The 25,291-nt window shown below is 63.9% G+C and carries 26 protein-coding genes; 11 read left to right on the top strand and 15 right to left on the bottom strand.

Annotated elements, in window-relative coordinates; genetic code table 11:
* Positions 1 to 59: 59 nt before the first annotated feature.
* From C9I57_RS01515 to C9I57_RS01505, 3 genes are read right to left on the bottom strand one after another with little or no spacing between them, the layout of a single operon-like run.
* Positions 60 to 1,649, bottom strand: coding sequence for an efflux transporter outer membrane subunit (locus C9I57_RS01515; protein ID WP_107148875.1), 1,590 nt, complete (start codon positions 1,647 to 1,649; stop codon positions 60 to 62).
* 3 nt (positions 1,650 to 1,652) lie between these two features.
* Entirely contained in the window at positions 1,653 to 3,215 is a 1,563-nt protein-coding gene (locus tag C9I57_RS01510) for a DHA2 family efflux MFS transporter permease subunit (RefSeq protein WP_107148874.1), read from the bottom strand.
* Positions 3,216 to 3,245: 30 nt separating this feature from the next.
* Complete coding sequence (locus tag C9I57_RS01505) at positions 3,246 to 4,409, bottom strand: HlyD family secretion protein (protein ID WP_107148873.1); 1,164 nt, start codon at positions 4,407 to 4,409, stop codon at positions 3,246 to 3,248.
* Between the two features lie 274 nt (positions 4,410 to 4,683).
* Here C9I57_RS01505 and C9I57_RS01500 point away from each other — a divergent pair, with 274 nt between their 5' ends.
* The 7 genes from C9I57_RS01500 (at position 4,684) to C9I57_RS01470 (ending at position 10,752) form a co-directional block, all read left to right on the top strand.
* Complete coding sequence (locus C9I57_RS01500) at positions 4,684 to 4,932, top strand: hypothetical protein (protein ID WP_107148872.1); 249 nt, start codon at positions 4,684 to 4,686, stop codon at positions 4,930 to 4,932.
* Complete coding sequence (gene coxB, locus C9I57_RS01495) at positions 4,929 to 5,882, top strand: cytochrome c oxidase subunit II (protein ID WP_107148871.1); 954 nt, start codon at positions 4,929 to 4,931, stop codon at positions 5,880 to 5,882. Before C9I57_RS01500 ends, coxB begins: the two co-directional genes overlap by 4 nt.
* Positions 5,883 to 5,897: 15 nt before the next feature.
* Positions 5,898 to 7,904 (top strand): cytochrome c oxidase subunit I, encoded by a 2,007-nt coding sequence (gene ctaD, locus C9I57_RS01490; RefSeq protein ID WP_107148870.1) that lies wholly within the window; start codon positions 5,898 to 5,900, stop codon positions 7,902 to 7,904.
* 2 nt (positions 7,905 to 7,906) lie between these two features.
* Positions 7,907 to 8,527 carry a cytochrome c oxidase subunit 3 gene (locus C9I57_RS01485; RefSeq protein WP_107148869.1) on the top strand — a complete coding sequence of 207 codons (621 nt, stop codon included), beginning with the start codon at positions 7,907 to 7,909 and terminating at the stop codon, positions 8,525 to 8,527.
* A gap of 41 nt (positions 8,528 to 8,568) precedes the next feature.
* Positions 8,569 to 8,979 carry a hypothetical protein gene (locus C9I57_RS01480; RefSeq protein ID WP_107148868.1) on the top strand — a complete coding sequence of 137 codons (411 nt, stop codon included), beginning with the start codon at positions 8,569 to 8,571 and terminating at the stop codon, positions 8,977 to 8,979.
* 26 nt (positions 8,980 to 9,005) lie between these two features.
* Positions 9,006 to 10,373 carry a c-type cytochrome gene (locus tag C9I57_RS01475; protein WP_107149233.1) on the top strand — a complete coding sequence of 456 codons (1,368 nt, stop codon included), beginning with the start codon at positions 9,006 to 9,008 and terminating at the stop codon, positions 10,371 to 10,373.
* 85 nt (positions 10,374 to 10,458) lie between these two features.
* Entirely contained in the window at positions 10,459 to 10,752 is a 294-nt protein-coding gene (locus C9I57_RS01470; RefSeq protein ID WP_107148867.1) for a hypothetical protein, read from the top strand.
* Positions 10,753 to 10,774: 22 nt separating this feature from the next.
* Here the strand turns inward: C9I57_RS01470 and C9I57_RS01465 are convergent, their stop codons facing one another.
* Together C9I57_RS01465 and C9I57_RS01460 are read right to left on the bottom strand one after the other, a co-directional pair.
* Positions 10,775 to 11,293, bottom strand: a complete 519-nt coding sequence (locus C9I57_RS01465; RefSeq protein WP_107148866.1) for a PRC-barrel domain-containing protein — start codon at positions 11,291 to 11,293, stop codon at positions 10,775 to 10,777.
* Positions 11,294 to 11,370: 77 nt separating this feature from the next.
* Complete coding sequence (locus tag C9I57_RS01460) at positions 11,371 to 11,577, bottom strand: hypothetical protein (RefSeq protein ID WP_107148865.1); 207 nt, start codon at positions 11,575 to 11,577, stop codon at positions 11,371 to 11,373.
* Between the two features lie 197 nt (positions 11,578 to 11,774).
* Between C9I57_RS01460 and C9I57_RS01455 the strand changes: the two genes are divergently transcribed.
* On the top strand, positions 11,775 to 12,146 hold the full coding sequence (locus C9I57_RS01455) for a chemotaxis protein (protein ID WP_107148864.1): 372 nt from the start codon (positions 11,775 to 11,777) through the stop codon (positions 12,144 to 12,146).
* A gap of 9 nt (positions 12,147 to 12,155) precedes the next feature.
* Here the strand turns inward: C9I57_RS01455 and treF are convergent, their stop codons facing one another.
* From treF to C9I57_RS01430, 5 genes are all read right to left on the bottom strand, one after another.
* Complete coding sequence (treF, locus tag C9I57_RS01450; RefSeq protein ID WP_107148863.1) at positions 12,156 to 13,913, bottom strand: alpha,alpha-trehalase TreF; 1,758 nt, start codon at positions 13,911 to 13,913, stop codon at positions 12,156 to 12,158.
* A 422-nt stretch (positions 13,914 to 14,335) separates the two neighbouring features.
* Complete coding sequence (gene phbB, locus C9I57_RS01445; RefSeq protein ID WP_107148862.1) at positions 14,336 to 15,079, bottom strand: acetoacetyl-CoA reductase; 744 nt, start codon at positions 15,077 to 15,079, stop codon at positions 14,336 to 14,338.
* A gap of 77 nt (positions 15,080 to 15,156) precedes the next feature.
* Positions 15,157 to 15,354, bottom strand: a complete 198-nt coding sequence (locus tag C9I57_RS01440) for a hypothetical protein (RefSeq protein WP_018443944.1) — start codon at positions 15,352 to 15,354, stop codon at positions 15,157 to 15,159.
* A gap of 1,004 nt (positions 15,355 to 16,358) precedes the next feature.
* Complete coding sequence (locus tag C9I57_RS01435) at positions 16,359 to 16,850, bottom strand: PRC-barrel domain-containing protein (protein WP_107148861.1); 492 nt, start codon at positions 16,848 to 16,850, stop codon at positions 16,359 to 16,361.
* 63 nt (positions 16,851 to 16,913) lie between these two features.
* On the bottom strand, positions 16,914 to 17,147 hold the full coding sequence (locus C9I57_RS01430; protein WP_107148860.1) for a DUF2795 domain-containing protein: 234 nt from the start codon (positions 17,145 to 17,147) through the stop codon (positions 16,914 to 16,916).
* Between the two features lie 238 nt (positions 17,148 to 17,385).
* Here C9I57_RS01430 and tkt point away from each other — a divergent pair, with 238 nt between their 5' ends.
* On the top strand, positions 17,386 to 19,479 hold the full coding sequence (gene tkt, locus C9I57_RS01425; protein WP_107148859.1) for a transketolase: 2,094 nt from the start codon (positions 17,386 to 17,388) through the stop codon (positions 19,477 to 19,479).
* Between the two features lie 113 nt (positions 19,480 to 19,592).
* Here tkt and C9I57_RS01420 read toward each other — a convergent pair whose 3' ends face one another.
* Both C9I57_RS01420 and C9I57_RS32600 read right to left on the bottom strand, forming a co-directional pair.
* Positions 19,593 to 20,018 (bottom strand): CBS domain-containing protein, encoded by a 426-nt coding sequence (locus C9I57_RS01420; RefSeq protein WP_107148858.1) that lies wholly within the window; start codon positions 20,016 to 20,018, stop codon positions 19,593 to 19,595.
* 70 nt (positions 20,019 to 20,088) lie between these two features.
* Positions 20,089 to 20,490 carry a hypothetical protein gene (locus tag C9I57_RS32600; RefSeq protein ID WP_181321687.1) on the bottom strand — a complete coding sequence of 134 codons (402 nt, stop codon included), beginning with the start codon at positions 20,488 to 20,490 and terminating at the stop codon, positions 20,089 to 20,091.
* Positions 20,491 to 20,694: 204 nt separating this feature from the next.
* Between C9I57_RS32600 and C9I57_RS01410 the strand changes: the two genes are divergently transcribed.
* Together C9I57_RS01410 and C9I57_RS01405 are read left to right on the top strand one after the other, a co-directional pair.
* On the top strand, positions 20,695 to 21,087 hold the full coding sequence (locus C9I57_RS01410; RefSeq protein WP_107148857.1) for a DUF3022 domain-containing protein: 393 nt from the start codon (positions 20,695 to 20,697) through the stop codon (positions 21,085 to 21,087).
* 26 nt (positions 21,088 to 21,113) lie between these two features.
* Complete coding sequence (locus tag C9I57_RS01405) at positions 21,114 to 23,798, top strand: ATP-binding cassette domain-containing protein (RefSeq protein ID WP_258187444.1); 2,685 nt, start codon at positions 21,114 to 21,116, stop codon at positions 23,796 to 23,798.
* 15 nt (positions 23,799 to 23,813) lie between these two features.
* Here C9I57_RS01405 and C9I57_RS01400 read toward each other — a convergent pair whose 3' ends face one another.
* From C9I57_RS01400 to C9I57_RS01390, 3 genes are all read right to left on the bottom strand, one after another.
* Complete coding sequence (locus C9I57_RS01400; protein WP_107148855.1) at positions 23,814 to 24,170, bottom strand: type II toxin-antitoxin system HicB family antitoxin; 357 nt, start codon at positions 24,168 to 24,170, stop codon at positions 23,814 to 23,816.
* Positions 24,167 to 24,421, bottom strand: coding sequence for a type II toxin-antitoxin system HicA family toxin (locus C9I57_RS01395; RefSeq protein WP_107148854.1), 255 nt, complete (start codon positions 24,419 to 24,421; stop codon positions 24,167 to 24,169). The genes C9I57_RS01400 and C9I57_RS01395 overlap by 4 nt, the downstream gene beginning before the upstream one ends.
* A 154-nt stretch (positions 24,422 to 24,575) precedes the next feature.
* Complete coding sequence (locus C9I57_RS01390) at positions 24,576 to 25,283, bottom strand: succinate dehydrogenase/fumarate reductase iron-sulfur subunit (protein WP_107148853.1); 708 nt, start codon at positions 25,281 to 25,283, stop codon at positions 24,576 to 24,578.
* Between the last annotated feature and the right edge of the window lie 8 nt (positions 25,284 to 25,291).

Below are 25,291 nucleotides of genomic sequence, written 5' to 3'. Positions count from 1 at the left end.
GGAATGCTTACGAACGTGAACCGATCAGCAAGCGGCATGCCGCAGGCCGGCCCTATTCCTCATGTTTCCTGCCATCCGCCGCCGAGCGCTTTGTAGAGCGCGACGAGATCGGTCGCGACTTGAGTCGTCGCCTGCACGTATTGCTGTTTCGCCTGCGCAAGGCGAGTTTGAGCATCGAGGACCTGAATGAACGTGCTGAACCCCTTCGCATAGCGTTCGCGCGCAAGATCGAATGCCGATTGGTCGGCATCGACGCTGCGCCCGAGCGCATCGCGGTGAGCCAGATCGCTGCGGTAGACGGCGAGCGCGTTGTCGACGTCGCGCAGCGCGACGAGCACCGTCTTGCGATAGTTGAGCGCCGCCTCGGCTTCCCGCGCGTTGCTGAGCTTGAGATTCGCGCGTAGTGCGCCGCCAGAAAAAATCGGCAGGGAAATGGCGGGCCCGAACGAATAGAAAAGATGAGACCAGCGGGCAAGGTCGGAGGAGTACTGCGCACGCGTGCCGATTTGCCCCGTCAGCGAGATGTCGGGAAAGAACTGCGCGACGGCCACGCCGACGTTCGCCGTCGCCGCATGCAGTTGCGCCTCCGCCTGGCGAATATCCGGTCTGCGCCGCGCAAGCGTCGCGGGAAGGCCGATCGACACGCTCGGAGGCACCGGCGGGACCGCTTCGTGCCGCTCCAGCTCCGCGTCGAGCGAACCGGGCGGTGCGCCCACGAGCAGCGCGAGCCCGTTCTCGGCTTGGACGATCTGACCTTCGTAGGGCGGTAGCTGTGCCTCGGTGTCGGCAACTTGGGCGGCGGCTTGCTTCGCATCGAGCGCGCTCGCGAGACCGACCGACGCCTGACTTTGCGTGAGCCGCAGCGTTTGCTGGGCATCGTCGACGAGTTGCTTCGCGAGGTCGTATCCCGCTTGCGCCCCGCGCAGTTGCAAATAGGTTTGGGCCACCTCGGCCTCGAGCGAGAGCAGCGCGTCGTTGCGGCTTTCGCCGGCCGCCTGAACCTGAGCCTGCGCCGATTCGACCGAACGGCGCACGCGGCCGAAAAAGTCGAGCTCCCACGAAGCATCGAAGCCGGCCTGCCAGAGATTGATGGGCGAACTCAGGTTATCGAGTGCGTTTTTTAGGCCGTTGCCGGCGGCGGCTCCGGCACCCGGGGAGATTTTGTCGATAGGCGAACCTGGCTGCGCGAGTCTGTTCGCATCGTCGTAGAGGCCATTCTCCTGGAGAAGCCCTTTGAGCCCGAGTTGTTCGCGCTGATAGCGGGCGCTCGCGCGCAGGTTCGGCAGCCCTTGCGCCGCCGTCGATTGCACCTGGAGACGAGCCTCGGCGATACGCAGGACCGCTTGCTGCAAGTCGAGATTGCCGGCCCGCGCGCGCTCGATCAGCCGGTCCAACATCGGGTCGTGAAACGCATGCCACCAGCGAGGATCCGGGTCGGCATCGACGACGACGGGCGATTCGTGCCGCGCCGGCCCCGCCGTTGCCGTCTCATCGTTGCGCTGCAGGTCGCGCCACCCGGCGGGCGCGTGCGCATCCGGCGGGCGGAAGTCGGGGCCGACCGTGCACGCGGCCAGCGTGGCGGCAACAGTGAGGAGCAGGCCGAGCCGGCAACGAAACGAGCGTGGGGGGCGTCTCTTCCTCGTCGTCATCGCTCAATGCCCCCCGCCGCCGGCCGCCTTTCCGGGCGAAAAGAAGAACATGAAGGGCACGCAGACTGCGCACAGGATCGTCAGCATCGCGAAGACGTCGATATAGGCGAGCGTCGATGCCTGCTCGATATACGTCTGATACATCATTCCGTTGGCTGTTTGCGCGGCCAGCGCGGGAGGCTGACCGACGAAGCTCGTGATGGCCGCGGCGCGCTCGTGCGTCGCATCGACGAAGTTCTGCGAGAGCGTCGACATATGCGGAGACAAGTGCGCCATGCGTGCCTGAGCACGCTCCCGCACGAGCGCGGTCGAGACGGAAATGCCCACCGATCCGAAGACGTTGCGGAACATCGTAAACAGTGCCGAGGCATCGTTGTTGAGATCGGGCGGTATGCTCACATAGGCGATCGACGTGATCGGCACGAAGAGGCAGCCGATGGCGACGGATTGCGCGAGGCGCATCTTGACGAGCGTCTCGTAATCGATGTCGGGTGCGAGCGTGTGCGTGTACGCGAGCGCGGCCGCCAGCACCGCGAAGCCGAAAGCGATGATGAAGCGCGTTTCGATATGCGGCATCAGGCGGCTCACGATCGGGATCTCCATCGTGATCAGCACGGCTCCGGGGGACAGCACGAGGCCCGCCAACGTTGCGGTGTATCCGAGGTGCTGCTGGGCCAGTTGCGGGATCAGTACTGCGCTGCCGTAAAGGATCATCGCGAACGCCGACATGGCGACGCAGCCGAGCGCAAAGTTTCGGTCTTTCATCACGTCGAGCCGCACGACCGGGTGCTTCGCATAGCTGAGCCAAACCGAAGCGCCGACGATCCCGATTGCCGCCAGCGCCGCGAACGTGCAAATGAAGCCGGAGCCGAACCAGTCTTCGTCCTCGCCCCGATCGAGCATGACCTGGAGACAGCCGAGGCCCACGGCCAAAAGCGCGATGCCGATATAGTCGATCGACAGCTTTTCGCCGCTTTTGCGGGCCCAAGGCGGGTCTTCGACGAGCGCCTGCACGCCGAGCGTCGTGACGATGCCGACGGGCACGTTGAGCAGAAACACCCAGCGCCAGCTGAAGTGGTCCGTGATCCAGCCGCCGAGCGTCGGCCCGAGTACCGGTGCGACGACGATCGCCACGGCCGAAATCGAAAACGCGCGGCTTCGCTGGGCGGGGGGAAACGTATCGAGAATGATCGACTGCTGATTCGGTTGCAAGCCGCCGCCGAAGAACCCTTGCAGCACGCGAAATACGATAAGTTCTCCTAAATTCGTCGCGATACCGCAGAGAAACGAGCAGACGGTGAACGAGACGATGCAGAGCATGAAGTAGCGTTTGCGGCCGATGAGCCGCGCGAGGAAGGCCGAGATCGGCAGCACGATGCCGTTCGCGACGAGATACGAAGTCAGCGTCCATGTTGCCTGATCGTAGCTCGACGACATCGTCCCCGCGATGTGCGGCAACGCGACGTTGACGATCGTCGTATCGAGGATCTCCATGAACGCCGCCAACGTTACGACGACGGCGATGAGCCACGGGTTCGCTGAGGGGCGCCATTGCTCGGTCGGCATTTCGTCAACTCGTCGCTCGGGTCATATCGGTCACTTGAAATAAACGGTCGGCTCGACCGAGAGTCCGAACGGTAACGGATGATCCTTCGGCATTCCGCTGTCGATGACGATTTTCACCGGCACCCGCTGGACGATTTTCACGAAATTGCCCGTCGCGTTCTCGGCAGGGAAGGCGGAAAAGCGCGAGCCGCTGCCCTGCTGGACGCTGTCGACATGGCCATGCAGTTCGAGGCTCGGGTACGCGTCCACGTCGATCTTGACCTTGTCGCCCGGGCGCATCCGATCGAGCTGAGATTCCTTGTAATTCGCCACGACCCAGACGGGCGGCGTCACGAGCGAAAAGAGCGTCGTGCCGGCCTGTAGATAGCTGCCGAGCTGCACGTTGCGACGGGTCACCCAGCCGTCCGCCGGCGCGCGAATCTCGCACCAGCCGAGGTTGAGCTCGGCCTGAGCCAGTTGCGCATGGGCCTGAGAGACGGACTCGCGGCGCTCCTCGACGGCGACGGTCGCCTGGCGGATCTGATCGGGCACGAGCGCCGCCGTGGCGAGGCGCGCGTCGGCTTGCCTGACGTTGGCGCGCGCGGTCGCGGCGCGCGCGTCGGCCGCGTCGACGTTTTGCTGCGTCGTTGCGCGCAGGTCGACGCCGTGCTCGCGCGCATAGTCCTTCTCGGCTTGCCGCAGGTCCGCGCGAGCCGATTCCGTTTCCGCCTGAGCCTGCCGATAGGCGGCCGGATACTGCACGCGCGCGATGTCGAGCTGCACTTCGGCCGCATGTAATTGGGCATCGGCGAGGCCGAGTTGGGCTCGTGCTTCGTCGACGCGCGCCTGGTAGTCGCGCTTGTCGATGACGAGCAGCAGGTCGCCTTTGTGGACGTAGACGTTGTCGTTGATCGCAAGACTGACGACATAGCCCGAGACCTTCGGCGCGATTGCTATCGCGTTGCCGTCGGTATAGGCATCATCGGTCGATTCCTGGTTGCGTGTGGAGAACCACCAGAAGAACGCACCAATTCCGATTGCCACGACGGCTACCGCGAGAATGACGAGCGGCAGCTTTTTGCGGGGCTTGCGCGTGTTTCCTGTGCCTTCGGACTCTTTCTGATCGGGGCGATCGTCGCCGTTCGAGCGGTCTTCGCTTTTGCCCGGCTCTTCTTGATGGCCTGCTTGCGTGGAGGATTCTTCTCCTTCGTTCATGGGGTCATGGCGGCAATGGATTGACAAAAGAAAGCAGACAAACAAACGTGCACGAACGTCCGCAATCGCTATGCCCGGCGCGTGTGCTGGCACGCACCGTGCGCGCGGCTCCCGACAAAGGGCTTCGGCCGCATCGAAGCGTGCGCTGGCCAGAGAATTCAGGGAAGCTTTTACACGGCGATGCGAGTGGTCGTGGAGCGGTTGCTCGGCCTGAACCAGGCATAAGGCTTGCGGCTCGCGGGACGTTCGATGCATCAACGAAAGGCAGAGCATCATGGGCGACAAAGACAAGGAAGTCCGGCAAGCGCAGCATCAACGTCATACCGATGAACATGACGAAGAGCGCATCGACCGAGGCGTCGAGGATACGTTCCCGGCCAGCGATCCGACGGCAGTCGGGGGCGCGACGCGAATCGAACCCGAGCGCGAGGCCAACGGCGAGGGCAAGCCGAGCGAAGACGACGGAGCGCCCGGTAGCGCGCCCGGCAAGCAGCGGGACGACGGTTCTTCCAGCGGACAATGAAAACGGCGCCGCTCGAGTATCTCGCCCATGCGGCGGGACCGGCGAGCGAGCCGACGCAGCAGCTCGAGTGGGCGCTCATCGCGTTGGTCTCGGCGGTCGTCATCATCATCGCCGTCCTGCTCCTGGGAGCGATCGCACGCAGGCGGCCGGGCGGGCGGTCCGACCGCGTCGGGGCGGAATCGGTCGGTGTACGGTGGATCTATGTCGGAACGGGAATATCGACCGTCGCGCTGTTCGCGGCGCTCATTTATACGATGGTGACGCTTGAAACGGTCGCGTCGCCGCATCGCGAGCCCGGACTGACGATCGACGTCACCGCGTACGACTGGTGGTGGAAAGTCGAATACCCGGATGCGGACAATCCTTCGCAGAGCTTCGCGACGGCGAACGAAATTCATATTCCCGTTGGCGTGCCGGTACAGGTGAAGCTGCGCAGCGCCGATGTGATTCACGCATTCTGGGTGCCGCAACTCGCGGGCAAGACCGAGACGATTCCCGGCCAGATCAACGAGCAGTGGATCGAAGCCGATGCGCCGGGTATCTATCGCGGGCAGTGTTCGCAGTTTTGCGGTGCGCAGCATGCGCACATGGCGTTCGAAGTCGTCGCGGAGCCGGCCGCGCAGTTCGATGCATGGCGACGTTTGCAGGAGCAAGGTGCCGCGGCGCCGACGGCGCCCGACGCAATCGCCGGCAAGCGAATTTTCAACGATCGTTGCGCGGGTTGTCATAGCGTGCGCGGAGGCGGAGCGGCGGGCATGCAAGGGCCCGACCTCACTCATCTCGCGTCGCGGCGGCTCATCGCGGCGGGCCAGCTCACGAATACGCCGGAAAACCGGCTCGACTGGATCGAGCACGCGCAGCAATTGAAGCGCGATTCGTTGATGCCTTCGATGCCCTTGTCGGCATCCGATGCAACTGCCTTGTCCGCCTATCTCGCCACGCTGCAATAACAAAGGAGCTTGTCGATGTCCGATACGCCCGCATCGTCACCGTCCCTTCCCGGCGAATCGCAGAACTCCTTGCGGCTGTCGCGGCCGCTCGTGCGCGGAAGCATCGACGCCGAAGGCGAGGCGCGCCTTCGCGAGATGTGGGAGACACGGCCCGGCTGGCGGGGATGGTTTTCGACGGTCGATCATAAGGAAATCGGCCTTCGCTATCTCGTCACTTCGTTCGTCTTTCTGCTGATCGGTGGGCTCGAAGCGCTCGTGATGAGAATTCAGCTTGCGGGGCCGAACGAGACGCTGCTGACGCCCGAAGCATACAACCAGCTTTTCACGATGCACGGGCTGACGATGATCTTCCTCTATGCGTTGCCCGTGCTCTCGGGGTTCTCCAACTATCTCTGGCCGCTCGTTTTCGGCGCGCGCGACATGGCCTTGCCGAGGCTCAACGCGTTTTCGTATTGGGTCTATATCTTTGCCGGCATCTTTCTCTATGCGAGCTTTCCGCTCGGACTGGGCGCCGATGCCGGATGGTTCAATTACGTGCCGCTTTCGGGGCTCGCTTACGATGTCGGCCCCAACATCGATGTCTATGCGCTCGGCATGGTGCTGCTCGGCATCTCGACGACGGTCGGTGCGGTGAACTTCATCGTCACGCTGTTGAGAATGCGCGCGGCAGGCATGTCGCTCGATCGGATACCGGTGCTCGTGTGGGGCACGTTGACGATCTCGGGCGCCAATTTATTTGCCGTGCCGTCCGTCAGCCTCGCTTTCTTCATGCTCTGGCTCGATCGCCGCATCGGCACTCATTTCTTCGATGTGACGGCCGGTGGCCACGCGTTGCTCTGGCAGCACATGTTCTGGATCTTCGCGCATCCGTGGGTCTATGTGGTCGTGCTGCCCGCGATGGGCATCGTCTCCGACGCGCTGCCCGTGTTCTGCCGGCGCCCGCTCGTCGGCTACGGGCCCGTTGCGATTTCAACGGTGGCGACGATGGTGATCGGCTTCGTCGTCTGGATCCACCATATGTTCGCGACGGGGCTACCGCCGCTCGCGCTCTCTTTCTTCGGATCGGCAAGCATGATCATCACGATACCGAGCGCCGTCGCGACGTTTGCCTGGGTGGCGACGATCTGGACCGGCCGGCCCGTGTATCGCGTCCCGTTCTTCTTCTTCGCCGGTTTCGTGCTGCTTTTCGTGATCGGCGGCGTGTCGGGCGTCATGACGGCGGCCGTTCCGCTCGACTGGCAGCTCACCGACACCTACTTCATCGTCGCGCATCTGCATTACGTGCTGATCGGCATCAACGTGTTTCCTGTTGTAGGCGCGATCTACTTCTGGTTTCCCAAATTCACGGGCCGCATGATGAGCGAGCGGCTCGGCCGCATCGTGTTCTGGCTCATGTTCATCGGCTTCAATCTCGGCTTTTTCCCGATGCATATCGCGGGGCTGCTCGGCATGCCGCGGCGGATCTACACCTATGCGCCGAACATGGGCTGGAATACGGTGAACTTGCTCACCACGATCGGATCGTTCGTTTTCGCCGTGGGCGTGCTGCTCTTTCTCGTCGACGTGTTTTATAGCCGCAAGCACGGGCCGATCGCGGGCGACAACCCGTGGGACGGCCATTCACTCGAATGGGCGACATCGTCGCCGCCGCCGCCGTACAACTTCGCCGTGCTGCCGATCGTCGCGAGCCGCCATCCGCTTTGGGAGGGGCGTATCGAAGGCGAGAGCGAAGACGGACCGCGCTCGCGCATCACCGAGGGCTATCTGCTCGACCGGGGACGCGAGGCGCTCGGAACGACCGCCCTCGAAGCCGAGCCGTACGTCATTCTCAAGATGCCCGAGGACTCTTACACGCCATTCTTCCTGGCATTGTTCGGGGCGCTTTTTTTCACCGGGCTCGCCTTTCGTGCCTGGGTCTTTACAGGGCTGATGCTTGCCGCCTGCGCGATATCGCTGATCGTCTGGCTCTGGCCGGAGCGCGCCTTGATCCAGCGCGAGCCGGAACCGGCTTCGGGAGGTTGACCATGGCGAGCGATGCGCAATCGGCAGTCTTGCTCCAGCCCGGCAACACCGTTCCCGTCGGCAGTGCCGGCGAGCGGGCAGCCGGCTGGCTCGCGTGCCTCATGCTGATCGTGACCGAAGGGTCGCTCTTCGGCTATCTGATCTTTTCGTACTTTTACCTCGCCGTGCAGAACACACGGCATTGGCCGCCTGAAGGCCTCCCGAAGCTTCCGCTCGGCTCGATCAATACGCTGATTCTTCTGTCGAGCAGCGGCTTCGTCTGGCTTTGCGAGCGGTTCGTCAAACGCGGGCGTGTGCGGCCCGCCGTCATATCGATGATCGTTGCCATCGTGCTCGGCATCGTCTTCGTGGGAATCCAGCTCCATGAGTGGCATGCGCACCCGTACGGACTGACTTCGAATCTATACGGCTCGCTCTATTTCACGATCACCGGGTTTCACATGGCTCACGTGCTCGTCGGCCTCGTCGTGCTGATCTTGCTCTGCACGTGGACCGCACTCGGTTACTTCGAAGCGCATCGTCACGCCGCATTGACGATCGGTGGGCTCTATTGGCACTTCGTCGATGTGGTGTGGCTCTTCATCTTCACGACGATCTATCTGACGCCGTACTGGATCAGATAACGATTTTGCGCGCGCAGCGTGGGAGAAAAGTGGAAAGGCTCATGGAAATGACACGCAATGCCCAATCGATATCGCCGTGGCGAGTGTTCGTCGCGGTGCTCGCGGCGCCGGCCGCATGGACGATGCAGGTCGCCATCGCCGAAGCCCTCGTCGCGCAAAGCTGCTTTCCCTACGATGCGCCGATGCGAGCCTCGTATGCGGACGCCGCGTTGCGCGCCGTCATCGGCGTGAGCGCGGCGGCACTGCTTGTCGGTATCGCCGGGACCTATTTCTGCTGGCGCTACTGGCGCCGCCTCGCGGCGAAATCGCCGGGCGAGAAGGCCGGCCAGCAGGGAATCCGTCCGAACGGCGAGACGTTCGTCGCGCGCGTGGGATTCCTGTCGAGCGTCGTATTTCTCTTCGCGCTCGTCGCCACCGACATCGCGACGGGGTTGATTTCCTCGTGCGGCTGACGGTGGGACGCGCGGGGGACCGGAGGTTGATCTTGTTTGCACGGTTCGTCTTGTCGGCGCGGCGTTATGCCGGAGCAGCGTTCGCTGTCCTGATCGCATTCGCCGTGGCGGCCATCTTCGTCGTCCGCGTTACACCGGCGCGTTCACAGACATCCGGCGCCGGAGGGGATGTCTCGCCAGCGCTGATCGAGCGCGGCGCCTACCTCGCGAAGCTCGGCGATTGCGCCGGATGTCACACGGCGGCGCCGGCGAGAAACGGCGGCAAGAAGACCGATCCGTTCGCGGGCGGACTGCCGATGGGCTCGCCATTCGGAACGATCTGGACGAGCAACATTACGCCCGATCCGACCTACGGCATCGGCCGCTATAGCTATGGCGACTTCGAGCGGGCCGTGCGCGAGGGCGTTGCGCCCGGCGGCAAGCGGCTCTATCCGGCGATGCCTTATCCCTCGTTCGCGAAGATCAGCGACGACGACATGCATGCGCTTTACGCGTATTTCATGCACGGCGTGAAGCCGGTGGCGAGACCCGCGCCCGAGACGGATCTGCCTTTCCCGTTCAACCAGCGCTGGGCGCTCGTGTTCTGGGACGAGTTCTTCGCTTCGCACGAAAGGTTCTCGCCGCGCGAGGACCGCGGCGTGCAATGGAACCGCGGCGCTTATCTCGTGCAGGGGCTCGGCCATTGCGGCGCCTGCCATACGCCGCGGGGCCCGGCTTATCAGGAGCGCGGGCTCAGCGACGGCGATCCGCTCTATCTCACCGGCGGCACGCTCGATCATTGGTTTGCGCCGAATCTGACGGGAGACCCCGGCTCGGGGCTCGGCCGATTCTCGGCGAACGATATTGCCGAATTCCTGAGATACGGTCACGGTGGCGGCCTTGCGGCATTCGGCAGCATGGTCGAGGTGATCGAGGACAGCGGGCAATACATGAGCGATGCCGACCGCCATGCCATCGCTGCCTATCTCAAGACGTTGCCGCCTCGCGCGAAGAGCGGCCACGCGAACAGCGATCAGGAAAAGAGCGACCGTACTGTCAACGTGCTGCGTACAGGCGCGATCGAAGTGCCCGGCGCGGGCATCTACAGCGCATTTTGTGCGCGCTGCCATAAGGAAGATGGACGGGGAGAGGCGGGCAAATACCCGCGCCTCGCGGGCAACCCGACAGTCATCGCACCCGAGACGACTTCATTGATGCGGCTGCTGATTGAAGGTGGGCGCGCGGCCCAAACCGATGGCGGCCCGAAGCCCGAACGAATGCCGTCGTTCGCCGCCAAGCTCACCGATACTGAAATGGCGCGCGTGTTGACTTTCGTGCGTAGTGCCTGGGGCAACGAGGCGGAGCCGGTCACGCCACGTGAAGTCAGAGTATTGCGGCACGTCCTGCACAAGTGAACGCCGTGACCTAGTGCAATAAGGACGCCGCGCGTCTCGGCCCATGCATTGGCGCGGCGTGTCGGACGGATGACGGAGACATCGAATGGAGCCTTTTTCTCACTTCGCACGAACGGTCGCCGCCGGCGTATTCGCGGCGCTGTGCGGCAACGCGTTCGCGCAAGGGGTCGTCACTGACGAGTCCGCGCGAAAGCCCGGAACCGAGGGCGGCGTAGGCACGGCCGGAGCATCGACGGCGGCCCCGGGAACAACAGCGGTCCCGCAGGCCAGTAGCGGAACGGGCGGCGACACTTCGCGCGAGCGCGCGAAACCTCCCGGCCACGAGAGCAACGCCCCCGCTCGCCGCCCCGATGCAACGAGCGGCGCATCTCCGGGCTGAGGGAGGGGAAGAGCTCCTACATCTACAGCTTGACGCCACCTGATTCGGGCGCGTCGGGATCGAGATCCTCCGCAGCTGTGCCGACGCCTCGCTCATACTCGTCGTCGGCGCCGAGGCTGCGCCAATAGGGCTCGCGGCCGTAGTACTCGTGAAGCGACGTGGCCCACGAGCGGTCGGCCATCGCCGGCCAGTGGTCTCGGTCGAATCCCGGCGCATTCTTGATGCGTTCGGACGACAGCGCGAGCAAAAAGCACTTGCGCGTCGTGTCGAGCGTCATTGCGCTCCACGGAATGGCGAGCAGCTTGTCGCCGATACCGAGAAAGCCGCCCGACGACATGACGACGTAAGCGATGCGTCCCGTCTGAACGTCGAGCATGATGTCTTTCACCTTGCCCACTTCATCGCCGTCCGTGCTGAGGATCCTGTCGCCGTCCAGCGTACTGGCCGCCATGACGTCGGGGCCCGGCCCTTCCGCCGTCTCGCTGCCTTTACCGACGATCCGTGCGCCCGCCGGGCGCGGGTCAGTGGTGTTTCCGGACATTCTTTGACTACGCATGACTGATCTCCGATTGATGCCTGTCGTTCCCGCAAAGGGCGTTTCGATGGGACAGTCGGCGGCTATTCGCTTTTGCCGCCGCCGTCGAGGCCGGAACCTTTGCGCCAGACTTCCTTTCCTTCCTCCGAGAGCTCGCCGCAGCTATGCGTCGGATCGGCCTCGGTCTGGTCGGCGGCCATTCGGCCGCCGGGCTGCTCGAGCGAAGGCAGTCCTTTTCGTTTGCGCGCGGAGACGCGCTCGTCTTGCGATCGACCTGCATGCGGATTCATAGGCGCTCCTTCGACGAATAAGACTCAAGGAATGCGGCGCATCGAGCGTGCCCAGGAGGCCCACGCGGGGAGCGGAATCGGGGCCGACTGCGCGCAACGGCCCCATAGGCGCGCGCGTTGCTGGCAACCAGGGTGGGGATGAGACAGTCCTCGACGAGTTCACCATTCGTTCATCAGTTCAACGAGGAGATGACGCCATGGGCAGCACATTGGATCCCGACAACCCTCCGCCGGAACCGTCCGACGAGGGTCGAGACACGGGCGCGCTCGGGCCGAGCGACACCTCGGATTCGGGCAGTGACATAGCCGGCGCAAAGCGGCACGAATTCGATCGCGACACGGAACTGGACGAGCACGCTCTCGAGATCGGTGAAAGCGAGCTTTCGAGCGATACGGACAGTACGGGAACCGGCGAGCGGTCATCGGCCGAAGGCGATTCGACGCTGACGGAGGATGCCGATATTCAACCGGACCGGATCGAGACCCCCTACGGCGCGGGCGAGGAGTCCGAACGTCAATACGAAGGCGAACGCGAAGGAAAGATGCCTCCAGACCTCAAGGAGTCCTGACGATCGGGCTCATTTGTGCGGCGGTGGCGGCGTGTCCGGGGGAGCCCCAGCGAAGGAGGCCGAAGCCGCCGCGGGGCGCGCCGCCTTGACATCGACTGCATCCGGATAAAGCGCGATCAGCACACGCAACGTGCCGTTGGTCCAGCCGAAGCCGTCCTGCAGGGGATACTCGCCACCGCCCGCCGACGCGGCGCTCGAGCGCGTGTCGATGTCGTATTTCTCCACTAGCTTGCCCGTCCGGATGTAGTACTCGACGGTGGTCCGGATCCAGCGCGTCGCGATCTCGCGCGCGAGCTCGCTCTCGCCATAGCGACGCAGGCCCGTGACGGCGAGGTATTGCAGCGGAGCCCAGCCGTCGGGCTCGTCCCATTGCTGGCCGGTGCGCGTTTGCGTCGTGGCCATCCCGCCCGGTCTCAACAGGCCGTGCCCGACGGCACTGGCGACCTTGCGCGCCTGATCGCGCGTCGCCACGCCGGCGAAGAGCGGATAGACCGTTGCGGCGGTAAGCCGATGAGTGAGCGTGCGCTCGACGAAGTTGTAGTCGCTGAACGCCTGCAGCTTGGAATCCCACAGAATCCGGCGGATTGCATCGGCGCGCGAGCGCGCGCGTATCTGCATATTTTCGGCATGCGCCGCATCGCCCTTTACGCGGTACGCCTTGGCGAGCGTCGTCTCGAGCCCGTAGAGCAGTGCGTTGAGATCGACGGGAATGAGAGAGGTGACGTCGATGGAGGATAGTGTCCGATCGTCGGCGAACCAGCGTGAGCTGAAATCCCATCCCGTTTCTCCGCCCGCGCGCAAATTGCGCCAAAGGTCGGCCGAGTTTCGCTGCGGTACTCGCTGCGCGGTTGCGATGTCTTCGCGATACGACTCGTCGCGCGGCGTGTCGCGATCGTCCCAGTATCGGTTCAGCAGTGTGCCGTCCGGTAGCCTCACGAGGTGGCGAAACGCGTGCCCCGGCGCGAGCGTATCCGAGCCGTCCATCCAATACGTGTATTCGGCTTTCAATTCGGGCAGATAGCGCAGATAGACCTTGTCGCCGTCCTCATTCGCGACGAGGCCGACCATCTGCGCGAAGAAGGGCGGTTGTGAGCGGCTCAGGTAGTACGTCCGGTTGCCGTTAGGGATGTGGCCGTAGCGATCGATCAGCGTCGCGAAGTCGTCGAGCTCGTCGACGGCGAGGTCGTGGCGCCCGCTTTGTTCGAGCCCGAGCATGATGAAATACGAATCCCAGTAATAGACCTCGTCGAAGCGCCCGCCCGGAACGATGTAGGGCTTGGGCAGCGGCAGCAGCGACGACCAGCGGCTCACGACGGCGTCGGGCCCGCGCCGCAAGACGTTCCAGAGCGTGTCGATATGCTCGACGACGTTCTGGTTGGGATCGGATACGTAGTTGCTGTCGGAACGCGGCGGTCCGCTGAAATGACTATCGACGAAACCGCGTAGATCGAAGCCGGGTTGGCCACGGGCTGCTTCGTAGTCCGAAACGATCTGCGGCGGCGGCGCATTCGGGATCATGTCGGCGAAGGTTTTGCTGTCTGGAAAGACGCCGCCGAGCTCGACGGCGCCGTAGAGATCGCCATAGAGATCGGATGGCGGCACCGGCTCGACGGGCGAGGGCTCCGCGTGCGGATTGCGTTGCGCGGCCGGCGGGGAACGAACGGCGCTTCGCGGCAGCTCGAACGTCTGGATTGGCTCGGCGCCATGGCTGATGCCGGCGAGCAGCAAGACGGCGATGGCAAGGCGTCGCGCGACGGAAAGAGGCATAGGCAGTCCTGTCGATACGATGGAAGGGCTGCGGCTCCGAGTCTCCGGGCCGTGGACATCGTTGCCGAGCGCGCACGCCGGCGATGACGCCGTCAGCCTTCGACGCCTGCTGCAAAAACGGTGCCTGAGCGCAAACGCGCGCAGCCGCGCAAGAATGAGCCGGAGGGACGGGCGTAAAAGAAGCCGCGCGCTGCCTGAGGCGACTCAGGCAGCGCGCGGCGAATTCCGTTCGGCCGCGCCCGATGCGCGACGCACGGGCATGACGAACGGGGGCGGAACGTTAGGGCCTCGAATTGGTGTGAACGGCCCCGGGCGCGATTGTCCGTGGATTTCTCGCTGCGCTGTCTCCTCCTACCGCTCCATTTCCGATTCCGATTGCGCGGCCGTGGCTCATCGAACGTCGGGCCGCCGGCCGGCTTCGATCACTGCAGATGCTGCCCGCCGTTGATCGAAATGTTGGCTCCAGTGACGAAGCCTGCGTCGTCGGAGCAGAGGTAGGCGATGAGCGCCGCGACTTCCTCCGGTTTGCCTAGCCGCCCGACCGGTATTTCCGGGAGGATCTTCGTTTTGAGCACTTCCTCCGGCACGGCCATGACCATGCGCGTGGCGATGAAGCCGGGCGAGACGGTGTTGACGGTCACGCCCTTGCGTGCGAGCTCGAGCGCCAGCGATTTCGTGAAGCCGTGCATGCCGGCCTTCGCGGCCGCATAGTTCGACTGCCCGAAGCCGCCCTTGCAGCCGATCACGGACGAAATGTTGATGATTCGTCCCCAACCGCGCGTCGTCATGCCTTCGTACCATTGCTTCGTCATGTTGAAGACGGAGTCGAGGTTCGTACGCAGCACGGCGTCCCAAGCGCCCTTATCGAGCTTCTTGAAGCTCGCGTCGCGGGTAATGCCGGCATTGTTGATCAATATATCGACCGCCCCGACTTCCTCGCGGATCTGCGCGGCGCAGCGCTCGCACGAAGCATAGTCCGCTACGTCGACAGCGTAGGCGCGGAACTGTCTGCCTTCAGCTTCCATCTTGGACAACCAGTTGTCCGCGTTCGTGTTGCTCGGAGAGTAGGTGACGAGCACCTGATGCCCGGCATCGTGCAGCCGGACGCTGATTGCTTCACCGATTCCACCCATCCCTCCGGTCACGAGGGCGACCTTGCGAGTCATTTCCTTAGTACTCCTATCTATGTTGACTGAATAGCGTGAGATTTCTCGGGCATGCGGCGCGGACCGCGAGCCCTTCGTCAGCGGATGCGCGAGCAGGCTTCCAGTACGGAATTACCGTTCTGTGTGATGCGTGGGCGCGAAAGACCACGCTCCGCTCGTTCGAGCGCGACGAGCTCGCGCTCGAGCAACGTGCTGAGTTCGGCACGGTCGGCCTCTATCTGATCAGGGGCATCCCGAACCAGAATCAACGTCGCAATTTCATGAGGACTCAACATGCTCAACTCCTGATTTCGAAAGGCCTCAGTTGTTTTAATCGATCTGGTTGCGGACGCAACTACCTGTACGCACCCCGGGGATCGCGTATCAATTACATAGTCGGAGGCAAGGAGCGACGAAAACCGGAAAATATTCCGTCAATCTGCCCAACCAATGCATGAGGCCCTCTCGTGTTATATGTTACGAATTACGTGTTTCACGCCCTTCCTCGAAGACATCGGGAAGGAATTTATTGCAGTCATTAACCACTCTGCCGATCGGGTGATGGGTAATTGTTTCGGATTCTCGCTTTCCGGCGAGCCATCATTGGCGATTCGACGTTGGGCACATACTAATACCGATGGGCGCGGTTCGCAATACGGAATGACCACGTTTCCATCGCGACCTACTTACGTTATGAGGAATACGATGATTGAAAACGGTTTCCCTGCCTTCGGCGGGAGAATCCGGCTCGAGCTGCGGTCGAGTCATTTTCTCGTAACATTGAAGTGCATATTCAAAACGCTTTATGCCGGAGTTAAAAGAGATCGCGAATCGATTTATACGCTCGTTTGGACAGAAACCTGAAGCCGTGCACATCTGAATTTCCCATTCACTCTTGAATCGCACGGCGCCGGCAATCTGGCAACGAGGTATCGCCGGTCCGCCGGTTGCTCCAGTACCTAGAAGGCGCTCGCGCCGACTTTCACGGAGGACCTTATGCAAGAATCCAACGAGCCGCAGAACCCAGGCGATGAAGGGCCGCCCGATGCGCCAGGAGTTGGCGAAAGCCCATGTCACGTGTGCCGCGGCACGGGAATGGTGGAAGGCCAGCCATGTACCGTATGCGGGGGGACAGGCAGGGTGTTGCAGGGAATAGGCGGCGGTTGAGACTCGAACGCTTTGCATCGCACGCGACGCGTGCAAAGGGGCGGCTGGGCCGCCCCTTCGTTTAGCGCCAAGCGTTAGTGGTTGCGACGCCCGGCGGCGCCACGGCCAGGCGGTCGTTCGGTCTTACACCGGATCAGTGGGGCAAGTCGTCGCCGAGCGGCGCTCCCGCTTCGTCGCCGCCTCTCATTTCCGCCGGGCCACGCCAGTACGGCGCGCTGCCGTAATAGTCATGGAGTTCGCTCGCCCACGCCACGTCAGCCATCGCCGGCCAGTGATTCTTATCGAACCCAGGCGCGTTCTTGACGGTCTCGGACGTCACCGCGAGCTGGAAGCATTTGCGATCGGTATCGAGCGTCAGGGCGTTCCACGGGATGGCGAGCAGTTTGTCGCCGATACCGAGGAACCCGCCTACGGACATCACCGCATATGCGATACGTCCGGTGTAGACGTCGAGCATGATCTCTTTGATCTTGCCGACTTCATTGCCGTCCGAGCACATGACCTTGTCGCCCTCGAGCGTGCTGGCGGCCATCACATAGGGCCCCGGGCCTTCGGCGCTCGCGCTGCCTTTGCCTACGATACGCGTCTCGCCTTTACTGCCGATCGGATCGGGTGTCGTGCTCATGCTGTTCTCCTATCGTTTGACGTGCGTTCGGAGCGGTCTTGCTCGATCTCGCCCCGCATCCCGCTATTCCATTTGCCCGATCGCCTTCGAAACGGCGGCGGGGCTGTCGTAATCCTTGTCGGGCAGGCGATCGATCATATCGACGATATCCTGGTCGGCATGATGGGCGCGCGCGGTCTCGGCAAGGTGCTCGCGCGTCGTCGGATAGTCGACGCCGGCGAGCGCTTTCTGAATCGCGACGGGCGAGGGGTGCCCTGACCGTCGATGTTCTTGCGAATGAGCCGGGTGTTGGGCCATGGATGCCTCCTTGTCGCGCGGCGAGCGGCCGCTGGGTTGAACACACCGTCATCGGAGCAACGGCCGTTCCAATTCGCGCTCGGCGCCCCTGACGGCCCGTCGCCGCGTCGTTGCAAAAACTGCTGAGATCGCTGAATGGATTGCCGTTTTCTATCCTTCGGCGGCGGCCGAGCGCGAGTGCGGGTACGCAAGTTGCGGCATCTATCGTTCGTTGCACGCCGACCGGACAGGAGCCCGCATGCGTCCCGATTTTGCCCTCGATCAACTCGCCATCGACACGATTCGCACGCTCTCGATGGACGCGGTTCAAAAGGCCCACTCGGGCCATCCCGGAACGCCGATGGCGCTCGCGCCCGTCATTTATCAGTTATGGCAGAACCATCTGCGCTACGATCCTGAAGAGCCGCTGTGGCCGAACCGCGATCGCTTCGTGCTCTCAGTCGGCCACGCGTCGATGCTGCTCTATTCAACGCTTCATCTCGCGGGCGTGAAAGCAGTCGACGACGACGGCCGGGCGACGCGAGAGCCCGCTGTGTCGCTCGACGATATCAAGCGCTTTCGCCAACTCGACAGCAACACGCCCGGACATCCCGAGTACCGTCTTACGACCGGCGTCGAAACGACGACGGGGCCGCTTGGCCAAGGGCTCGGCAACAGCGTCGGGATGGCGATTGCGGCGTGTTGGTACGCCGCGCATTTCAATCGCGACGATGCGGCGCTCTTCGACTATCGCGTCTATGCACTATGCGGCGACGGCGATCTCATGGAGGGCGTGTCGCACGAGGCCGCATCGCTCGCGGGGCACCTGCGGCTGGGCAATCTCACGTGGATCTACGACAGCAATCGCATCACGATCGAAGGTCATACCGATCTCGCCTACAGCGACGACGTCGAGACGCGTTTTCGCGGGTACGGATGGCATACGCTGCACGTCGACGACGCCAACGATACCGCCGCGCTCGATGCCGCACTGAACGAGGCGAAGGCGGTGCGTGACGCCCCCACGCTCATCGTCGTGAAGAGCGTAATCGCGTGGGGCGCGCCGAACAAGCAGGATACGGCTGCCGCGCACGGCGAGGCGCTCGGCGAGGAGGAAGTCGCGCTTGCGAAGCGGGCGTACGGCTGGCCGGAAGACAAGACGTTCTACGTGCCCGACGAAGTGCCACGGCGCTTTGCCGAAGGAATCGGTGCACGCGGCGCGCAAGCACGCCGCGATTGGGAGGCGAAACGTAAGGAGTACGAAGGACGCTACCCCGAACTCGCGCGCGAGCTGGCGCGGATCGAATCGCATACGCTGCCCGAGGGGTGGGATGCGAACATCCCTGTTTTCGAGCCCGACGCGAAGGGTGTTGCCACTCGCGCCTCTTCGGGCAAGGTGCTCAACGCGATCGCGGCACGCGTACCATGGATCGTCGGCGGCGCGGCGGACCTCGCGCCTTCGACGAAGACGTTGCTCGAATTCGAAGGCGCCGGCAGCTTCGAGCACGACAACCGGGCTGGACGCAATCTGCATTTCGGCGTGCGCGAGCATGCGATGGGTGCCGTCACCAGCGGTCTCGCGCTTTCCAACTTGCGCCCGTTCGCGGCTACGTTTCTCATCTTCAGCGATTACATGAAGCCGCCGATCCGACTGGCGGCCCTGATGGAAGTCCCTGTCATCTATGTGTTCACGCACGATTCGATCGGCCTCGGCGAGGACGGTCCGACGCACCAGCCCGTCGAGCAGCTCGCGACCCTGCGCGCCGTGCCTGGCCTGACCGTGCTGAGGCCTGCCGACGCCAACGAGGTGGCCGAGGCGTGGCGCATCGCATTGAACAACGCGCGCCGTCCGTCCGCCCTCGTCTTGTCGCGCCAGCCGCTGCCAACGCTCGATCGCCAACGTTATGCGGCAGCCGAAGGCGTGCGGCGCGGCGCATATGTCCTGGCCGATCCGGACGACGGTGGTACACCACAAGTGTTGCTCCTCGCCACGGGCAGCGAAGTGGCGATCTGCGTCGAGGTTTATGAGCGATTGAAGGCCGAGGGCATCGGGGCGCGCGTCGTATCGATGCCGTCCTGGGACATCTTCGAGCGGCAGGACGATGGCTACAGAGATTCGGTGCTGCCGCCGGAGATCGACGCTCGCGTCGCCGTCGAACAGGCGGCCACGCTCGGCTGGGATCGCTACGTAGGGCGGACGGGCGCCAAGATCGTGATGCACACGTTCGGCGCATCGGCGCCGATGCGCGATCTGCAAGGCAAATTCGGCTTCACGCCCGAGTGTGTCTATGAGGCGGCGAAGCAGCAAATCGCGCGCACCATTGCGACGCGAGGGCTGCCCGAAGGAGATTGATGCGATGAAGACGCCGCCGCCGCGCAGGCGGCGGCGATGCGCCGAGCCGCCTGGCGGCCCGGCTCGTAGCCTGGCGCCCGGGCTGCAAGCTTGGCGTTGAAGCTCGTCGAAGCTTAGCGATCAGGCTCGGACGGCGACGATATCGAACCTAAAGTCGACGACATATTGCCGTCTTGATGCGTGGCAAGGTCGCCGAGCGAGATGATGCCGACGAGTTGCTTCTTGTCGTCGACGACAGGCACGCGCCTGATCTGCTGATCGGCCATCTTGTGCTGCACAGCCTCGACGTCGTCATTCTCGAAGCACCAGGCAATGGGCTTGCTGGCGATTCTATCGACCGGTGAATCGAGATCCATCCCCGCCGACACCGCCCGTACGGCGATATCGCGATCGGTAACCATTCCGATCAGCCTCTTCCCGTCGCAAACGGGCAGAGCGCCGACATTCATTTCGTCCATCATGCGCGCGGCCTCGCGCACGGTTTCATTCGGTGCGAGCGTCGTCGCGTTACGTGTCATGACTTCCGCGACTCTCGTCATGGTGTGCCTCCTTGCTGGTTGAAAAACGCGGCGCCCCGGAGCAGAGACTAACCTCCGGGGCGGCCTCCCGTTACTCGTGATGCTGGTAATCGGGCTGATTTTGCGGATTGTCGTTCGGATTGTTGTAGCCCGGCTGCACGTTCGTGTTGCCGCTGGTTCCCGTTCCGTTCATGTCGCTACGGTTACCCATTGCGCCGCCGGTCCTGCCCGGGCTGCCGTAACCGCCCGTGTTGCCGTTGCCGCGCATCTGGGGCTGGTTCAGCGTATTGCCGCCGGGAGTGGCGCCATAGCCGCCCGTGGTGCCCGCACCGCCGCCGGTTCCGTTGCCGCCGGTCGCGCTCGTGCCGCCGCCCGCACCAGTACCGCCCGCGCCGGCGCCGCCGCCCGCGCCGCCGCCCGCTTGCGCATATACACCGGTTGCGCATGCGATCGTCAGTGCCGAGGCGAGCAGAGTCTTCATCGTGGCTTTCATGGTGGTCCTCCATATAAATGGTTGCCTTATGCGCGTTGCATTGATTCTCCACGCACATGAAATTCCGCAAGGCCTGTGCCGCAAACGGCTCTTTGCGCGTCGCTGCGTCCCCGGGTATAGGGATTGCGAACCTTAGTATCCATCCTGCGCCGCTCGCGGCTTGCACGCCGGCGCGCCGCCGCGCGGCACGAAAAGGAGCACGCCATGACCGTCGCACTCGATCCCCAGCAAGGCCTTATGGAAATCGAACAAGCACTGTCTAAAAGTTTCCCTTATCCCTCGACGAAGATCACGCATGTCACCGATTCCGAGGACGTCGTGACGATCCAGGTTTCGTGGGTCGCCTCGGCCGCCGATCTCAGCATCCTCGATTCGCGCTGCGCGTTGAACCTCGTGCTCGAGCCCGATGTGCTCGGGCGTTACTGCGCGTTCGACGGCGCTTCCAGACTGCGCGTGAAAGAGTCGCTGCGCGCAATGGCGGAGGACGCGTGGCGCGAGCGTACGCGCGAGGGCGGCGGAGATCTCGCGGAATGCAACCTCATGGTGGGCGTGAGCGTTTCCGCCGTCGACGCGGCGGCTAAAGGGCTGGCGACGTGAGGTTGGAGCGGCGCGCACGCGCAAGCGTGCAGCGGCGCATCGCGGCGGACCTTTGGCAAGCCGTCTGGCGCTACCGGAAAGAAACGCTGGGCGCGACGGTATTGATGATCGCGTCCAAGCTCGCAGGCGTGACAGTGCCGCTCGTCCTGCGCTCGATTGTCGACGATCTCGCCCACCCCGCGCCTTATCTGCTGATCCCGATTTTTCTCGTGCTCGCCTACGCGTTGCTGCGCTTTTTCGGCGACGCGCTCGGCGAGGCGCGAGACGTCGTGTTCAGCACCGTCACGCAGCACACGGTGGCCGCGCTCGCGGAGCGCACGTTCGCGCGCCTGCATCGGCTCGGCGCAAGGTTTCACGCCAAGCGCGAGACCGGCTCCATCGTGCGCGACGTGCAAAAGGGTACCGACGGCATTGGCTATCTGCTCGGCGTCGGGCTCTTCACGATCCTTCCCGCGGTCATCGAAATCGGCACGGTCATCGCCATCATCGCGCTCCATCTGACGATCGAATTCACTTGGATCATTGGGGCGACGCTCGTTTGCTATGCGATCTACACCGTGGTGTTCACGCGCCGCCGCATGGTCGTCCAGCGAGAAGTCAATCGCCTGGAATCGGCGGCCGACAGCCGGCTCGTGGACAGCATGCTCAATTACGATACCGTCAAGTACTTCGCGGCCGAGGAGATCGAGGCCGAGCGCTATCGCAACGTACTCGCGCATTGGGTCATCGCGCGCTTGCGCAACCAACGCGCGCTGACGACGCTCCATGTCGGGCAGAGCGCAATCGTCTGCTTGGGCATTGGCGCGACGATGCTGCTCGCAGTGCAACACGTCGCGGCGGCGCGCATGAGTGTGGGCGATCTGGTTCTCGTCAATGCGTACATCGTGCAGGTCTGCATGCCGCTCAATACGCTCGGCTTCGTTTTCCGGGAAACCAACGATGCGCTCGTCAACGTGGAGCGCATGTTTTCGGTGCTGGCCGGGGAGCGCTACGGCGAAGCGGGCGGCGGCATCGGGGACGAGGATCGCGACGAGCCGGGCGCGCGCGATCTCGTCGTTGCGGCCGGCGAGATTGTGTTCGAGCACGTCGATTTCGGCTATGACCCGGCGCGGCAAGTGCTGCACGAAATCAGCTTTCGCGCGTCGGCCGGGCACACGATTGCCGTGGTGGGCGGCAGCGGTTCCGGCAAATCGACGCTGGTGCGGCTTCTGTTTCGGCTCTATGCGCCGACGCGGGGAACGATATCGATCGACGGCCAGGACCTGCGCCAGGTCACGCGGCGAACGTTGCGTGAAGCGATCGGCATCGTGCCGCAGGACACCGTGCTCTTCAACGAGACCATCGCCTACAACATCGGCTACGGACGCCTCCGGGCGACGCGCGCCGACATCGTGCGAGCGGCGCGCGCAGCGCAGCTCGACGCATTCATCGAGCGCCTGCCCGATCACTACGATACGCGCGTAGGCGAGCGCGGCCTGCGCCTGTCGGGCGGCGAGCGTCAACGTATTGCCATTGCCCGCGCTTTCCTGAAGGATCCGCCGATCATCGTATTCGACGAAGCGACCTCAGCGCTCGATACGCGCTCGGAGCGCGCAATCCAGACGGAATTTCGTCGGCTTGCGCAAGGACGCACGTCGATTGTGATCGCGCATCGTCTCTCGACGGTCGTCGATGCGGACCGCATCCTCGTCATGGAGCACGGACGCATCGTCGAGCAAGGCACGCACGACGAGCTCATCGCTCGCCCTCATGGCGTCTACGCGCGGATGTGGGCGCTTCAGCGCGAGCAAGGCGAGCTCGAGCATACGCAGCGCAGGCTCGCCGCGCAGCCGCGGACGATTGGGGACCTGGCCTCGGCGATTGCGGCGCGCGTGGCCCGTGTTGCCGCCACGCGCGGCGTCGCGTTCCGCACGAATGTCGCCGATCCGGACCTGCCGGTCACGGGCGAGACAGACGAGATCGAGCGGGTCGTCGCGATGCTCGCTTCGAACGAAATCGAGCATGCGGCCTACGGGCAACGCGTTGAGCTGCGCGCGCAGCGCAGCGAAAACGGCGCTTGGCTCGCCGTGCTCGGCGCGCACGAGGAGCCGGCCGAACTGACGGACGAGCAAGCGGCCCTTGCAGAGGCAGTGCTCAGTGCGGCCGGCGGGACATTCATGCCGTCCCCGATCGACGGACGCGTCGCCTACGTCGCGGCGCTGCCGCTCGTACCCGTCGTTCCAGTGCGCGCCGCCGCGGTGCCGGGCGAGAGAAGGGCTGCCCTGCCCGTCGACGGGTACTCCGCTGCCGCCCGGCCTTCGGCTGCCGCATCGATGCTCGAGGGCATCTCGGTTCTCGCGATCGATGACGATGAGGAGGCGCGCGATGCCCTGGAGGCGGCGCTCGCGTCACATGGGGCGCGCGTGGCGCTCGCCGCGTCGGGCACCGATGCGGTCGATCAACTCGAGCGTACGATGCCGGCGCAGTGGCCGGGCGTCGTGGTCTGCGATATCGCGCTCGGCGAAGAAGACGGCTGCGACGTGCTCGAGCGCATCCGCGCGGTGGCGCGTCGGCGCGCGGTGCCCGCACTGCCGGCCATCGCGCTGACCGGTCACGCCGATGGCGCGACGCGGGCGCGGACCGAGCGCGCCGGATTCGAGGCGCATCTCGTCAAGCCCGTGCAGATCGATGCGCTCGCCGACCAAATACGCCGATTGGCAGTGCCCGCCTGAGCACCGACGCTCGGCTCAGACCGCGAGCGCCATTCGGCAGCTTGCCGATGCGCGCTCGAGCACCTCGTCCACCCATTGATTGATGCTTTTTCCCGCGGCCGCCGCCGCGATGCCCACGGCCGCATGAACCTCCGGGCGGATGCGCAGCATGAGCTTGCCTGAAGCGGGCTTTTGCGGCGAGCGCCCCGTTCGGGCGCAATCGTCCAGATAGTGATCGACAGCCGTGTGGAACTCGGCGGTCAGCTCGTCGACCGTATCGCCGTGAAAGCTGATGCCGTCGGCAATGCCCAACACGTGCCCGACGAAAATGTTGTCGCGCGGATCGTATTCGATGCGCGCGAGGTATCCCTTGTAACTCATGACATTCATCACGGCTTGACTCCTAATTCGCTGAACCACGTTCGCAGGACCTCGACCTGGTACCGCTTCGCCTCTTTTGAGGGATGCGGCCGCCGCATGTATTTGCACGTGCCCCATAGTTCGAATGCGACGCGCGAACCGGCGCCTTCCCTGGCTTGCCCGCCGAGTGCGACGACAAGCGCCTCGATGTCCCCGAAAACGATGCTGACGGGCGTAGGCCTGGCGAATATCGCACTGAGGGTTTTGACATGCTTGCTGTTCATCGGCACCTGCGATAGCGAAAGATGATATCAAACGAATGGGTTTGATGCTATCGAAAAGTGCAATCAACGGGCAGTCGGCTGTTTGGCTAAAAAAGCCGGGGCGACAAGGTCGCCCCGGCCGGGGGGAACGTTGTCCGCGGGTTGCCCGCGCGGCTCAGAGTGAGCGCCGTGCCAGCATCGATCGGATATGACCGATTGCAGCGGCCGGATTCAGCCCTTTCGGGCAGACGTCGGCGCAGTTCATGATCGTTCGGCAGCGAAAGAGCCGATAGGGATCCTCTAGGTTGTCGAGCCTTTCGGCCGTAGCCTGGTCGCGCGAATCGACGATGAACCGATACGCCTGAAGCAGCCCGGCCGGGCCGACGAACTTGTCGGGGTTCCACCAGTACGATGGACACGAGCTCGAGCAACAGGCGCACAAAATGCACTCATAGAGACCGTCGAGCTGGTCGCGCTCCTCCGGTGTTTGCAGCCGCTCGCGCTCGGGCGGCTGCTCGTCGTTGATGAGGTACGGCTTGATCGAGTGGTACTGGCGAAAGAAGTCCGTCATGTCCACGATGAGATCGCGAACCACCGGCAGACCGGGCAGGGGGCGCAGCACGATGCGCTGCGGGAGCTCCTTCATGTTCGTGAGGCATGCGAGACCGTTCTTGCCGTTGATGTTCATGGCGTCGGAGCCGCAAATGCCTTCGCGGCACGAACGGCGGTAGGCGATGCTTTCGTCGAGCGCCTTGATGCGCCCGAGCACGTCCAGCAGCATGCGGTCTTCGGGCCGCAGCTCGATCTCGTAACGCTGCATATGGGGCCCGGCGTCGCGGTCGGGGTCGTAGCGGAAGATATCGATCGAACGCGCGTCGCTCATGTCTTGGG

Origin of the sequence: Trinickia symbiotica, assembly GCF_003028655.1 — a bacterium.
Classification (GTDB): domain Bacteria; phylum Pseudomonadota; class Gammaproteobacteria; order Burkholderiales; family Burkholderiaceae; genus Trinickia; species Trinickia symbiotica_A.
This window is presented reverse-complemented; position numbering and strand designations above follow the sequence as displayed.